The sequence below is a fragment of the Parazoarcus communis SWub3 = DSM 12120 genome (assembly GCF_003226565.1).
Lineage (GTDB): Bacteria > Pseudomonadota > Gammaproteobacteria > Burkholderiales > Rhodocyclaceae > Parazoarcus > Parazoarcus communis.
In genome coordinates this window covers 142,198-156,494 of record NZ_QKOE01000002.1, presented here as the reverse complement: position 1 = coordinate 156,494, position 14,297 = coordinate 142,198, and the positions used below count along the sequence as shown (strand labels likewise).

Sequence of the window (14,297 nt, the reverse complement as noted above, 5' to 3'; positions counted from 1 at the left end):
GCCATCGATGCCGACACCCACCCTTCACGCAAGACTCCTCCGCCTGGTACTCGTTACCAGCCTGACCCTTGCGGGCAGCTTGCCCGCCGCGGCCCAGCATGGCGAGCCGGTGACTGGCGACCGTGGCAGCGACATGGCGGTGGATCTGATCGTGGTGCGCCCGCTCGGGCTGGTTGCCACCGTGATCGGCACCGCCGGCTTCATTCTCGCGCTGCCTTTCACGCTGCCCACCGGCACCGTCGGCGAAACCGCCAAAGAGTGGATCGGCGATCCGCTGGAGTACACCTTCGACCGCCCATTGGGCGAGTTCGACCGCTGCGGGGCCGAGCGCCGGCCTTGCGGGCGCTAAGCACCGCTCGGCTACAGTGGATCTGCCTCCGCTTCACACCCTGGCGGCGTTCGAGGCCGCCGCGCGCTGCGGCAGCTTCCTGGCCGCGGCACAGACGCTGAACCTGACCCCATCGGCAATCAGCCACCGCATCAAGACGCTGGAAAACTGGCTGGGCCAGCCCTTGTTCGAACGCCGCCACCGTGAGGTTGTGCTGACCGAGACCGGACGCGCCTATCTGGCCGAGGTACAGGCCGCACTGGGGCGGCTGACGCATGCCAGCACCCGCCTGCGCGGCACCCACACCCGCAGCCTGCGCCTGTCGGTGGCACCCGCCCTGGGCGCAAAATGGTTCGTCGCTCAGTTGGCCGACTATCGCGCAACCCAGCCCGGCATCGAATTCGTGCTGTCCTCCGCCTCCACCCTGGAACCGGTCGCCAGCGGTCGCGCCGATGTCGCCATCTATTATGGCGACCCTCCATGGCCCGGGCTGGAGGCCTATGCCCTGCGCCAGGAAAGCGTCTTTCCCGTCTGCAGCCCGGCACTTGCCGCCCGTCTGGGCACGCCACCCGATCCGGCCAGACTCGACACCCTCGCGCTGTTGCGCCACCCCTTGCTGCAATGGCAACCCTGGTTCGAGGCCGCTGGCCTGAAGCGCGCCGAACCCGCCGACGGCCTGTTGTTCGAGGATTCGATGCTGATGCTCGAAGCCGCCGCCGCCGGCGTCGGCATTGCGCTGACAGTGGGCCTGCTAGCACGCGGGTACCTGGCCGACGGCACGCTGGTCCGGCCCTTCGACACGACCATCGCCGGCAAGGGTTTCCATGCAGTCTTGCGCCCGGAAGCCTATGCCCAAGCGTGGATCCGGCAGTTCGTCCGCTGGTTGCAGGTACGCGCACGCGAGGACAGCAGCACCTGAGCGGTGCACAGCAGGGTCGCATTTGAAGTGAATCACGTTCACCTCAAACCCCACTGTTTTCGTTTGAGCCAGCGGACGCCAATCGGCAATCTGCCTCCATACGCACTGCTCGATTTCCACACGGCCACGCGACCACCCTCGCCCCGCCGCTGAAACCCATAGCCGTTTCGTCACGTGGATCGAACGCACCGCCAACCGTGGTGTGCCACGACGCCCGGCATCGCCGGATCAGCGCCCTATCGATCGACTGAGGAACACACCATGAGCATGGCAAACCGCGACGGCTGGATCTGGATGGACGGGCAATGGTTGCCCTGGCGCGACGCCACCGTCCACGCAATGACCCACACCCTGCATTACGGCCTGGGCTGCTTCGAAGGCCTCCGCGCCTACGACACCCCGGCCGGTCCAGCCATCTTCCGGCTGGACGAACACATCGAGCGGTTGTTCGACTCGGCTCACATCCTCGGCCTGGACATGCCATTCGATCGCCCCACGCTGAAGCAGGCCTGCATGTCGGCGGTGCACCGCAACGGCCTGCGGCAGGCCTACATTCGCCCACTGGTGTTCCTGGGCGCGGAAAAAGCCGGTATCGACCCACTGGGGGCGGCCACCCATGTGATGGTGGCCGCCTGGGTGATGAACGCCTACCTCGGTGAGGATGGCCTGAACCGCGGCATCCGGGTCAAGGTCTCGAGTTTTGCCCGACATCACGTCAATGTGCAGATGTGCCGGGCAAAGTCGGTGTCGACCTACACCAACTCCATCCTCGCCTGCCGCGAGGCCCGCGCCGAAGGCTACGACGAAGCCCTGTTGCTGGACACCGACGGCTTTGTCGCCGAGGGGCCGGGCGAGAATGTGTTCCTGGTAAAACGCGGGGTGATCCACGAACCCGAGATCACCTCCGCACTCGACGGCATCACCCGTCGCACGCTGCATACCCTCGCCGCCGACGCCGGCTTCGAGATCCGCACCCGCCGCATCACCCGCGACGAACTCTATGTCGCCGACGAAGTGTTCTTTACCGGTACGGCGGCCGAACTGACACCGGTGATCGAATTGGACCGCAGACGGATCGGCAATGGCAGACCAGGCCCGGTGACCCGAGAACTGCAAAGACGCTTCTTTGCCTGCGTGCGTGGCGAACCGGGTAACGGCCATCCGGACTGGCTGACACCCAGTAGGGCGGGGTGACAACCCCGCCGGCCCCGGCACCTCACCCGACAAGGCCACACACCCCGCCCCATCAACACCACCACCCCGGCGGGATGCCATCCCGCCTACAACATACAGGCCTCAGGGGTACAGACCGCGCTCGGCGCGTGCTTCCAGCACCCGGTGGCAGGCGATGACAAAGGCGGCGGTGCGCAAGGAGATGCGCTTGTCCGCAGCAACCTGCCAGATCGCATCGAAGGCACTGACCATGATGCGCTCCAGGCGAGCGTTGATCTCGTCCTCGGTCCAGAAGAAGCTGGAGAAATCCTGCACCCACTCGAAGTAGGACACGGTCACGCCGCCAGCATTGGCCAGCACGTCCGGTACCACCAGGATGCCACGCTCGCGCAGGATGTCGTCTGCTGCCGGCGTCGTCGGGCCGTTGGCGCCTTCCACCACCACCTTCGCACGGATGCCGTTGGCGCGGGCTTCGGTGATCTGGCCCTCGAGCGCGGCCGGTACCAGAAAATCGCACGCCAGCTGCCAGAAATCCTCGATGTCGATCGACGCAGCACCGCCAAAGCCGGCCAGCCCGCCGGTTGCCGCCACATGCGCCAGCGCAGCCGGAATATCGATCCCTGCTTCGTTGACCAGCGTGGCTGTGTGGTCGGCCACCGCGATCACCTTCGCACCGGCCTCGTGAAACAGGCGGGCACCGATACCGCCCACATTGCCAAAACCCTGTACCACCACCCTTGCGCCCTCGATCGGCAGCTTCAGGTGCCGACCCGCCTCGCGTGCGGCGATGAACACCCCGCGACCGGTCGCCTCCTTGCGCCCCAGGCTACCGCCCAGTGCAATGGGCTTGCCGGTGACCACACCGGTGGCGGTGCCGCCTCGGTTCATCGAGAAGGTATCCATCATCACCGCCATGGTCATCTCGTTGGTGCCGACATCCGGTGCCGGAATGTCGCGATCGGGGCCGATGATGATGCCGATCTCGGAAGTGAAGCGGCGGGTGATGCGCTGCAGCTCGCCTTTGCTGACGCTGCTCGGATCAACCCGGATGCCCCCCTTGGCGCCACCAAAAGGCAGGCCGACGGCAGCATTCTTCACCGTCATCCAGCCCGCCAGCGCCATCACCTCGTTGAGGGTGACAGCCGGGTGAAAGCGGATACCGCCTTTGCCGGGGCCGCGCGACAGGTTGTGCTGCACGCGATAGCCCTCGTAGTGGGCAATGGTGCCGTCATCGCGTTCGATCGGCACGTCGACGATCAAGGTGCGCTTGGGGTGCTTGAGGGTTTCGATCCAGCGTTCGAGCGCGCCGAGATGGGGGCGGACGCGCTCGATCTGCTCAACAAAACTCGCCCACGGTTCGGGCGCAGCCGGATTGAGATAGGACAAGCCGGCAAGGCGGGCAGACGCTTGATCGGTATTGGGCAGTGCAGTCATCGCGGGTCTCCGTGTTGGCGATGACGCATTCTGCGAGCCCGTGCGCTGCAGCATGATGCTGTTGCCTCATCGGGTCATGCGTTGCACGCATAACCTTGCCATACCTCGACATGGGTCCGGTTTTCACCCGCTCGAGATGAGCTTCACGATATCACCGTGTAAATGAAAAACTCCCGAACACCCCGCCGTGCGGAGGGTTCGGGGGTCGCTGTCCGGGCAGGCTCAGACGGCAGCCGGCTTGCTCGCCAGCTCACGCTGACGCCGGGCTCGCTGCGTGAACCACACCAGGGCCAGCAAGGCCAGGGTGGGGATGAAGATCCACTCCTTGTCCGGACGCTCCGGCGACGGTATCTCGATCGCGGTAAAGGTGAAGCCCTGCTCCAGCCCCAGCTTCTCGGCCCGGCTGCCAAAGCGCACGGCAGCAATCTGCACATCATCGCCCAATGCCATCACCGTCAAGCCCATCGCCGCCAGGCGTTCACGCGCACTGCCCGCCGTGTCACCCAGCGGCAGCAGCACGCCCTTGGCAATGTCACGGCCTTCAATCGTGGTGCCTTCGACCCACACGCGCAGATTGGCATTGCGTGGCGCCTCCTCGACCATGCGGGTCAGTTCGGTCGCCGGCAATTCCTGATAGGGCGGATAGAGCATGTCCATCCAGAAACCGGGCCGGAACAGGCTGAAGGTCACCAGCAACAGGATCAGGGTCTCGTGAATGCGGTTGCGGGTCACGAAGAAGCCCTGGGTCGCCGCGGCAAACATCAGGCTGGCCAAGGTTGCACTGCCGATGGTCAGCACCAGATGGAAGATGTCCGTGATCCCGATCAGCAGCAACTGGGTGTTGAAGATGAACATGAAGGGCAGGATCGCCGTCCGCGCGCTATAGCCGAAGGCCGTGAAGCCCGTCTTGATCGGATCGCTCTTGGCGATGCCGGCGGCGGCATAGGACGCCAGCCCCACAGGCGGCGTCACATCCGCCATCAAGCCAAAATAGAACACGAACAGATGCACCGCAATCAAGGGCACCAGCAAGCCGGTCTGCGCGCCCAGCTCGACGATCACCGGCGCCATCAGCGTGGACACCACGATGTAGTTCGCCGTGGTTGGCAGGCCCATGCCCAGGATCAGGCAGATCACCGCCACCAGGCACAGCATCACCATCAGGTTGCCGCCCGACAGCACTTCGACCAGTTCGGTCATTGCCAGACCGATGCCAGTCAGCGTCACCGTGCCGACGATGACACCGGCGGTCGCTGTGGCGATGCCGATGCCGATCATGTTGCGCGCCCCGGTCACCAGACCGTCGAACAGATCGCGGAAGCCCTGACGCAGCGCCGGCGCGAAGGCGCCCGTACCGCGGAACAGCGCAAACAGCGGACGCTGGGTGACAAGGATGAAGATCAGGAACAGCGTGGCCCAGAACGCCGACAGCGCAGGCGAGAGCTGCTCGACCATCAGGTTCCAGATCAAGGCCGCGACCGGCAAGAGGTAATGCAGGCCGGACTTCAGCGTGGCGCCGATCTCGGGCAGGTATTCCATCTTCTCGCCCGGTGCATCCATGTGCAGTTCGGGGTAGTTGGCCGCATAGCGCACGATGGCGATATAGGCACCGAGCATCAGCAGGCCCACCACGGCAAAGGCGTAATCGCCCACCAAGGTCTTGATCCAGCCAAAGCCCCAGTACACGATGGCAGCCAGGATGATCACCCCGGACACCGTCATCAAGGTGCTGATCATCGCGCGCTGCCAGGGCAGCGGTTCGCGTCGCGGCAGACCTTGCAGGTTCATCTTGAGCGCTTCAAGGTGCACGATGTAGAACAGTGCGATATACGAAATCAAGGCCGGCACAATGGCATGCTTCATGACCTCGATGTAGCTGATACCCACATATTCGACCATCAGGAAGGCTGCAGCGCCCATCACCGGCGGCATCAACTGGCCATTGACCGAGGAGGCCACCTCGACCGAGGCGGCCTTGTCGGCGCGGTAGCCCACGCTCTTCATCAGCGGAATGGTGAAGGTACCCGTCGTCACCACGTTGGCAATCGACGAGCCCGAGATCACCCCGGTACTGGCCGACGCCACCACGGCCGCCTTGGCCGGACCACCCTTCATGTGGCCCAGCAGCGCAATGGCCGACTTGATGAAGTAGTTGCCCGCCCCGGCCGTCTCGAGCAAGGCGCCAAACAGCACGAACAGGAAGATGAAACTCGCCGACACGCCCAGGGCCACCCCGAACACCCCCTCGGTCGTCAGCCACAGATGGCTCATGCCCTTGGACAGCGAGGCTCCACGGTGGGCGATGACATCCGGCATGTACTGGCCGAAGAAGATATACACCAGGAAGACCACCGCAAGAATCACCATCGGCAGACCCAATGCACGACGTGCCGCTTCCAGCAGCAAGGCCAGGCCGACCACGGCAATGGCAAGGTCGAAATCGGTGGGAGAGCCGGGCCGGGAAGCCAGCTCGCGGTAGAACAGGAAGAGATAAGCCGCGCAGAACGCCGCAACCAGCGCAAACACCCAGTCCACAATCGGCACATAGGCCCGTGGCGAACGCTTGAAGGCGGGATAGGCGGCATACGCCATGAACACCGCAAAAGCCAGGTGAATGGCCCTGGACTCGGTGTCGTTGAGTACGAAGATGCCCAGCGAGAACGGCAGCGGCGAGGCGATCCAGAGCTGGAACAGCGACCACGCCAGCGCCACCATCAGCAGCAGTCCGGCTGCAAAGCCGGTGGGTTTGCGGCCACCAGTGTCCGCTTCGGCGACGATCTGCTTGAGCTGTTCGTCGGTCAGTTCATGTACGGGTTTTGCCTGGTCCGCTGAAGCCATGTGCCGGATCTCCGTATTTTAGTATTTTCCGAGCCCATCTCGATCAGGACAGGGCCGACGGACGGCCCCGCCCCGTGCAGGATTACATCCAGCCCTTTTCTTTGTAGTACTTCACCGCACCATTGTGCAGCGGCGCCGACAGGCCGCCCTTGATCATGTCCTTGGGCTCGAGGTTGGCAAAGGCCGGGTGCAGCTTCTTGAAGTCCTCGAAGTTGTCGAAGACCGCCTTCACCATGGTGTAGACCACGTCGTCGCCCACCTTGGCCGAGGTCACGAAGCTGGCCACGACGCCGAAGGTCTTGGTCGCATCCGGGTTGCCTGCGTACATGCTAGCGGGGATGGTGGCGGTGGCGTAGTAGGGGTATTCGGCAATCAGCTTGTCCACTGCCGGGCCGGTGATCGACACCAGCTTGGCACCGCAGGTGGTGGTCGGGTCCTGGATGTTGGCAGCCGGGTGGCCGACCACATAGGCAAAGCCGTCGATCTTGTTGTCGCACAGGGCAGCGCCATGCTCGTCAGGCTTGAGTTCGGACGACAGCGAGAAATCGGCGGTCTTCATGCCCAGGCTGGCCAGCAACTGGTCCATGGTGGCGCGGGTGCCCGAGCCCGGGTTGCCGACGTTGAAGCGCTTGCCCTTGAAGTCTTCAAACCTGGTGATGCCGGCTTCCTTGCGTGCCAGCACGGTCAGCGGCTCGGGATGCAGCGCGAACACGGCACGCAGATCGGACACCGCACCATCCTTGAACTGGGCCAGGCCCTTGATCGCGTTGAACTGGGCATCGGACTGGGCAACGCCAAAGTCGAGCTCACCCGCCTTGATGGTGTTGATGTTGTATACCGAACCGCCGGTGCTCTCGACCGAACAGCGGATACCGTGCTGGGCGCGGTCCTTGTTCATCAGCCGGCAGATCGCCCCGCCTGCGGCGTAATACACGCCGGTGACGCCACCCGTACCGATGGTGACGAACTTCTGCTGGGCATGCGCCGCCCCGGAAAAACCACCACCGACAACGGCCAGCATCGCCGCGATTGCACCAAGCTTGATCATTCTCTCGTCTCCTGGACATACAACACGAAGGTGTAAACAAGGCTACCACCCCAGCGCAGATACCTTGGCGCGCTGTCAGCAGTCCGTCATCCTTCAGCACGAAGCACGCCAGCCGGTAACAATCAGTAACGCTTTGAATCGTCGATAAAAAATGCCTCGCTTATCGGCAAGATGTTCGGAAAACCGGATTTCCGGCCGAATTCGCGTTCGGAAATCCGAACAAACAGGCTCAAACTTCACCCAGCCGTCCACCCAACCCATACTTGCGCACCTTGTCGTGCAAGGTGGTCTTGGCCACCCTCAGACGTTCAGCCGCACGGGTCAGATTACCGCCCTGGCGGCGCAGTTCCTCGCCGATCAGGCTACGCTCGAAAGCCTCCACCGCCTCCGCCAGCGAAGGGCCTTCACCGCAGGCCGCGTCGACCCGCGCATGGGGAATGCCCAGCACCATGCAGTCGGCGACATTGCGCAGCTCGCGTACATTGCCTGGCCAGTCCTGCGCCATCAGGTGGCGCAGATCGGCCGGCGACAGCTCGGGCAAGGGCAGCTCATGCCGGCGCGCCGCCTGCTGCATGAAGTTCTCAAGCAGCAAGGGGATGTCCTCGCGACGCTCACGCAGGGGCGGCAGCTCAATGGTGACGACGTTCAAGCGGTAGTACAGGTCGGCACGAAACTGCTGCGCCTCGGCCCTTTGCTTCAGATCATCCTTGGTGGCCGCCACCACCCGGGTATCGACCCGCACCTGCTGGTTGCCCCCCAGACGTTCCACCACCCGCTCCTGCAGCACCCGCAGCAACTTGACCTGCACCCCCACCGGCATGCTCTCGACCTCGTCGAGAAACAGCGTGCCACCGTGGGCATGCTCCACCTTGCCCACACGACGCCGTGTCGCGCCAGTAAACGCCCCCGGCTCATGGCCGAACAGTTCGCTGTCGATCAGGTTGTCGGGCAGGCCGCCGCAATTGAGTGCGACAAAATTGCCCTTGGCACGCGGACCCAGGTCATGCAGGCAGCGCGCCACCAGCTCCTTGCCCGTGCCGGTCTCGCCGTGGATCAACACATCCACCGCCTTGCCCGCCACATCCGCCACCAGCTGACGCACCCGCGCCATCTGCGGCGAACGGCCAATCAGGCTGGCTTCCGCCCCCTCGCGCTGGGCCAGGCGGCGACGCAGCTCGGCCACCTCCAGCGTCAGGCTGCGTTTCTCCAGCGCCCGCCGCACCACCTCCACCAGGTGGTCGGACGCAAACGGTTTGGTGATGAAATCGTAGGCACCGCTGCGCATCGCCTCCACCGCCAGGGTGACATCACCATGCCCGGTGACCATGATCACCGGCAGATTGGCATCGCGGGCCTGGCTCCAGCGCAGCAAGTGCAGGCCATCTGCCCCACCCAGGCGCATATCGGTCACGATGACCGCGGGCGGGTTGTGCTCGATCTCGCGCTGCGCCGCCTCTGCCGACGGCACCGAGGCCGCCGGGATGCCAGACAGTTCAAAAGCCTGTTCGCACCCCAGGCGCATATTGGGGTCGTCCTCCACCAGCAGGACGTTCAGCGTGTTCATGTCGGAGTCTCCAGGTGTGGCACCGGCAAGGTGATGCAGAAACAGGCGCCGCCACCGGGCGCATTCGACGCGCTCAGTTCGCCGCCAAATTCACGCACGATATCGCGCGAGATCGGCAGACCCAGGCCCAGGCCCTCACCGACCGGCTTGGTGGTAAAGAAGGGCTCGAACACACGAGCCAGTACTTCTGGCGCCAGCCCGGGACCATTGTCGGTCACGCACAACAACAGCCGCCCGGCGTCATCGGTGTGCGTACTCAACACCAGCCGGCGCTCACCCGCCTGGCTGGCCATGGCGTCAGCAGCGTTGCCGATCAGATTCACCAGCACCTGTTCGAGCCGGATCGGGTCGCACCAGGCAATCGCCGTCTCCGCCGCCACCCGGTTGTCCAGCTCAATCGCGTTACGCTGCAACTTCTGATCGAGCAGCAACAGCGCATTGGCAACGGCGTGCGCCACATCCACCCGTGCCGGCACCGCAGGCGACTTGCGTGCAAAGGTGCGCAGCGGCGAAATGATGGCGCCCATCTGGTCGGCCAGCCGGCTGATGATCGACAGGTTCTTCGCGGTGGTCTCCACGCTGCCCCGCCGCAGGAACTCGGCCGCATTGCCGGACAAGGTGCGGATCGCCCCCAGCGGTTGGGTCAGCTCATGAGTGATGCCGGTGGCGAGCTGCCCCAGCACCGCAAGCTTGGCTGCCTGCACCAGCTCGTCCTGTGCCGCACGCAGTGTGCGTTCGGCATTGCGACGCTCGACGATCTCCTCGCGCAGGCGGGCATTGGTGGTGGACAGATCCTGCGTGCGCCGCTGCACGGTCTCCTCCAGTTCAAGGTTGGCCTGCTCCAGCATGGCCTGGTTTTCCAGCTTCTGGCGCACGATGCGCCGCCGCTGTGCCAGATAGAGCGACAGCATCAGCAGCAAGCCGCCCATCGTCACGGCCAGCGCGGCATGCGCCAGCGCCTGACGATGCACCGCCGACAGATCGGAGAACAACACCAGCCACCAACCCACCCGCTCCAGCGGGCGCGACACCATCTGATGACGCACCATCTGCGTCCGGCCACGCGGCGGGTGCAAGGCTGGCACCGGCAGGCTGACGGTGGCGTCCGCCGACCAGTTGCGGAACGGTACCGCCACCGGAAACGGCCGGATCGGCCGGTTGTCGTACAGACGGCTGCGTTCGATGTCGGCCTGCAGCGAGGGGCGCATCGGCTCGAGCGCGGTATACCGCCAGTCTTCCCGCGGGCTCATGATCACCACGCCATTGCTGTCGGCAACCAGGGCCGGCTCGCTGAGTGCGCCCAGCGCCAGATCGATGTCACCCAGCCCGATCTTGACCACGGTGACACCGACCACCACGCCCTCGCTGTCGCGTACAGGACGCGATACGTAGTACCCCGGCTCGCCCTGCGCGGTGCCAACGGCAAAGTGGCGTCCGGTCAGGCCGGCATAGGCCCAGCGGAAATAGGTGCGGTAGGACAGGTCCAGCCCCATGAAGCTGGTGACATCGTTCCAGTTCGACGCTGCCACCACAACGCCATCGTGATCGAGCACGAAGATCGCAATCGCGCCCACCTGCCGGCTCATGACCTCGAGATAGGCATTGACACGCATGCGGGTGACGACTTCAGGCGCCACCAGCAGGGCACGCACATCCGGGTTCAGCTCGACCGTTGACGGCACGTGCTCCAGGCGGCGGATCACCCCATCGACCGCCGCCGCAAACAGCTCCAGCCGGTGGCCGGCTTCTACACGCGCCAACTGCATGGCGCGCGATTCGCTGTAGCGATAGGTGGTCACCGCAAGCACCAGCAACACCAGTACGACACCCACCAGACGCAGCAGGCGCATGCGCCCGGCACGCAGTTCATCGACCGAAAAGGGCTGGCGCATGCTCACGCGTCGGGCGCCTTATCAGCAGCACCCGCCGTGATCAGGTGCTGCCACAAGCGCAGCAGGCCAGGACGCATGTTGGCGCGGTCGCGATAGAGGCGCACCTCCATCTGCAGCGACCACGCTGCCCCACCGCCGCTCACCACCTCGCCCCGCTCCAGTTCGCGTGCCACCGCACTTGTCGGCAGAAAGGCCAGACCATGGCCGGCCAGCAACATGGCTTTCAGGCTCTCGGCCATGTCCGACTCGTACTGCAGCGCCAGTTCGGCGGGCGGACTCGCACGATCAAGGATGATGTCGGTCATGCGCCGCAGATAGGTATTGGGTCCATAACGCAGGAAGGGAATCGGCGCATCGGGACGGCCTGGCAACTGCCAGCGCGGATTGTCGGCCATCTGCCGCGGAATGAAGGGGCGCACCTGCTCCACCCCCAGGCTGAGACCCTCGAAACGTGCTGGATCCAGCCATACCGGATGGGAAGGGTGGTGATAACACAGCAACAGATCACAGCCACCCTCGACCAGGGTGGTCACCACATCGTGCACATTGCCGGCCATCAGGCGTGTCGGCACCTCGCCGAAAGTCCGTTTGAGCCGGCCCAGCCAGGCAGGAAAGAAGGCAAACGCCAGGGTGTGCGGCACTGCAAACACCAGCGCATCACCCGCGGCCGGCTGCTGGCCACGCGCCAGGGTACGGGCTGCATGCAGACGGCTGACCAGATCCGCCGCCGGTCCCTTGAAGGCCTCGCCCGCCGCCGTCAGCCGGGTAGGGTAGGTACTTCGATCGACCACCGCCACCCCAAGCCAGGCCTCAAGTGCGCGGATCCGGCGCGAGAACGCCGACTGGGTGACATGGCGCTGCTCGGCCGAGCGCGAAAAGCTGCCGGTCTCGGCGAGACTGAGGAAATCCTCCAGCCATTTGAGTTCCATCGTCGATCATTCCGTTGAACGCGGCAGACCGGCACCCGTGGCCCGGTCGGGCTCCGCATTCTAGGAGCGGGGCCGCAGCGAAGCCAAGCCCGGAATCAAAGACGGATCTCGGTCATCGGCTCTTCACCCTCGAGCTCGGGCACCCGTTCGGCCGGATACATCACCAGCAGGTTCAAGCGCGGCCGCTGTTCGGCCAGGCGCTCGGGCAGCATCGCTGCCCGCGCATCCCAGGCCAGGCCACCGGCACGCACGCCGTACACCACCAGCAGATCGCCATCGCCCACCAGCCCCGGCAGGGCCTCGAGCACCGACTTCCACTGCGGCAACGACTGCAGCCGTACGTCGCAGGCCGGCTTGATGCGTTCGAATGCGCGCTGCACCCGCGCCTCACCCGCCTGCGCCCCCACCAGCACCACCGGCGCCCCCAGTTGCTGGGCAAGCCGCTTGATCGTGCCGGCAGCCTGAACGAAACCCTCCTCACGCTCGGCGTTGGGCGGCACAGCGACCACAATGCGGTGATTGGTGTTGAGCGGCTCGGGCAGACGGGCGATGGTGAGGTTGAAGTGGCGGTCGCGCAGCATCTGCTCCATCAGCGAGCCAAAGAACAACTCATGCGGCGTGGACCGCCCACGCCAGCCGATGATCACATCGCTGCCCCGCAGCTCACGCCGTGCCCGCAGGATGCCGGAGGTCACGTTGAACGCGATCCGCGTCACCGGCTGGGCCGGCACCGCAGCAGCCGACAGCATTGCCACCATCTTGCCAAGTTCGGCTTCGGCACGGGCCACGTCCTCCATGCTGCTGCGCCCGTCCTCAACCACGGTCAACGGAAACACCGGCTGTTGCTGGGCCGTATCCCGGGTCAGCATCGCCAGCTCCAGCAAGGGTCGCGCCGACGCCAGCGTGGAGCACGCCACGACGATGCGCTGCTGCGGCCCGACTGCCTCCACCGGCTCGGCCTCGGCCGCCAGCGCCAGGGCGCGGCCGTGGCGATCGACCATGATCGGTGCAATCAGGCAACTGCCCAGGATCATCAGGATCGCGCCATTGACCACCGCATCATCGAACAGGCCCAGATCGTAGCCAACAATGGTGGCGGCCAGCGTCGCCGCCGCCTGCGGCACGCTCAGGCCGAACACCAGCCGCGCCTGGTCCTTGCTGTAACGCAGCAACACGCGGGTGGCCTCGGCGGCCAGCCATTTCGTCACCAGCACCGTCGCGACCATGGCAAACGCCACCGCCCATGCACGCGGACCGCTGAGGAAGATGTGCAGGTCCAGCAGCATGCCCACCGACAGCAGGAAAAAGGGGATGAAGATCGCCTCGCCAGTGAACTGAATGCGGTTCATCAGCGTGCCGTGGTGCGGAATCAAGCGGTTGAGCGCCAGACCCGCAAGGAAAGCGCCAACAATGGGCTCGGACCCCGCCAGGTGGGACGCTGCCGCCACCGCAAACACCGCCGCCAGCACAAAGACGAATTCGGCCACCCCATCGCGCGCCACATTGCGGAAGAACCAGCGCGCCATGATCGGCAATCCGATCAGGATCGCCAGCACATAAACCAGCAGGCTGGCCCCCAGGCGATACCAGAAGAACTCATCGATCTCCCCCCGGGTGGAGCTGGCAATGACCGCCAGCACCAGCAGTGCCAGCGTGTCGGTAACAATGGTACCGCCCACCGCGGCCGTCACCGCGCGGTTGCGGGTGATGCCCAGACGACTGGCGATCGGATACGTCAGCAAGGTATGCGAGGCAAAGGTACTGGCCAGCAGGATCGCCCCCGGCCACTCGAAACCCAGCAGATGACGCGCCACAACCAGGCCAACCCCCATCGGAATGGTGAAGGTCAGCAGGCCGAACACCACACTGTGCACACCGTAACGCTTGAGCACCGTCATGTCGATCTCGAGCGCAGCGCTGAACATGATGTAGAGCAGACCCACGGTGCCGAACAGCACGAAGGACGAATCGCGCTCGAGCACGCCCAGGGCATTCGGCCCCAGCAAGGCGCCCGCAAGCAGCAGCCCGATCATGCCGGGCAGGCGCCAGCGCCCCATGACGATAGGGGCGAGCAGTATCAACAACGCAACAATGGCGAAGACGAGAACCGGGTTGCTGATCGGCAGATGATCGATCATGGGCGTCGTGGTACGGGCTTGCGCAAGGCGCTCG

At 65.0% G+C, this 14,297-nt stretch carries 10 protein-coding genes; 3 read left to right on the top strand and 7 right to left on the bottom strand.

Annotated elements, in window-relative coordinates; all coding sequences use genetic code 11:
• The first annotated feature begins 7 nt into the window (after positions 1-7).
• The 3 genes from DNK49_RS04330 (at position 8) to DNK49_RS04320 (ending at position 2,441) form a co-directional block, all read left to right on the top strand.
• On the top strand, positions 8-349 hold the full coding sequence (locus DNK49_RS04330; RefSeq protein WP_243632234.1) for a hypothetical protein: 342 nt from the start codon (positions 8-10) through the stop codon (positions 347-349).
• 16 nt (positions 350-365) lie between these two features.
• On the top strand, positions 366-1,247 hold the full coding sequence (locus DNK49_RS04325) for a LysR substrate-binding domain-containing protein (RefSeq protein ID WP_110523109.1): 882 nt from the start codon (positions 366-368) through the stop codon (positions 1,245-1,247).
• Positions 1,248-1,508: 261 nt separating this feature from the next.
• Entirely contained in the window at positions 1,509-2,441 is a 933-nt protein-coding gene (locus tag DNK49_RS04320) for a branched-chain amino acid transaminase (protein WP_110523108.1), read from the top strand.
• A 102-nt stretch (positions 2,442-2,543) separates the two neighbouring features.
• Here DNK49_RS04320 and DNK49_RS04315 read toward each other — a convergent pair whose 3' ends face one another.
• The 7 genes from DNK49_RS04315 to DNK49_RS04285 form a co-directional block, all read right to left on the bottom strand.
• Positions 2,544-3,854, bottom strand: coding sequence for a Glu/Leu/Phe/Val family dehydrogenase (locus DNK49_RS04315; protein WP_110523107.1), 1,311 nt, complete (start codon positions 3,852-3,854; stop codon positions 2,544-2,546).
• Between the two features lie 222 nt (positions 3,855-4,076).
• A complete protein-coding gene (locus tag DNK49_RS04310) occupies positions 4,077-6,692 on the bottom strand; it encodes a TRAP transporter permease (RefSeq protein WP_110523106.1) in 2,616 nt (871 codons plus the stop codon).
• A gap of 82 nt (positions 6,693-6,774) precedes the next feature.
• Positions 6,775-7,740, bottom strand: a complete 966-nt coding sequence (locus DNK49_RS04305; RefSeq protein ID WP_110523105.1) for a TAXI family TRAP transporter solute-binding subunit — start codon at positions 7,738-7,740, stop codon at positions 6,775-6,777.
• Between the two features lie 229 nt (positions 7,741-7,969).
• The gene (locus DNK49_RS04300; RefSeq protein WP_110523104.1) at positions 7,970-9,304 is read right to left on the bottom strand and encodes a sigma-54-dependent transcriptional regulator; all 1,335 of its coding nucleotides are present in this window, start codon (positions 9,302-9,304) and stop codon (positions 7,970-7,972) included.
• A complete protein-coding gene (locus DNK49_RS04295; RefSeq protein ID WP_110523103.1) occupies positions 9,301-11,196 on the bottom strand; it encodes a sensor histidine kinase in 1,896 nt (631 codons plus the stop codon). Before DNK49_RS04295 ends, DNK49_RS04300 begins: the two co-directional genes overlap by 4 nt.
• Positions 11,197-11,198: 2 nt before the next feature.
• Positions 11,199-12,125: a LysR family transcriptional regulator gene (locus tag DNK49_RS04290; RefSeq protein ID WP_110523102.1), complete on the bottom strand. Its 927-nt coding sequence runs from the start codon at positions 12,123-12,125 to the stop codon at positions 11,199-11,201.
• A 95-nt stretch (positions 12,126-12,220) separates the two neighbouring features.
• Positions 12,221-14,263 carry a cation:proton antiporter gene (locus DNK49_RS04285; protein ID WP_110523101.1) on the bottom strand — a complete coding sequence of 681 codons (2,043 nt, stop codon included), beginning with the start codon at positions 14,261-14,263 and terminating at the stop codon, positions 12,221-12,223.
• Positions 14,264-14,297 lie beyond the last annotated feature (34 nt).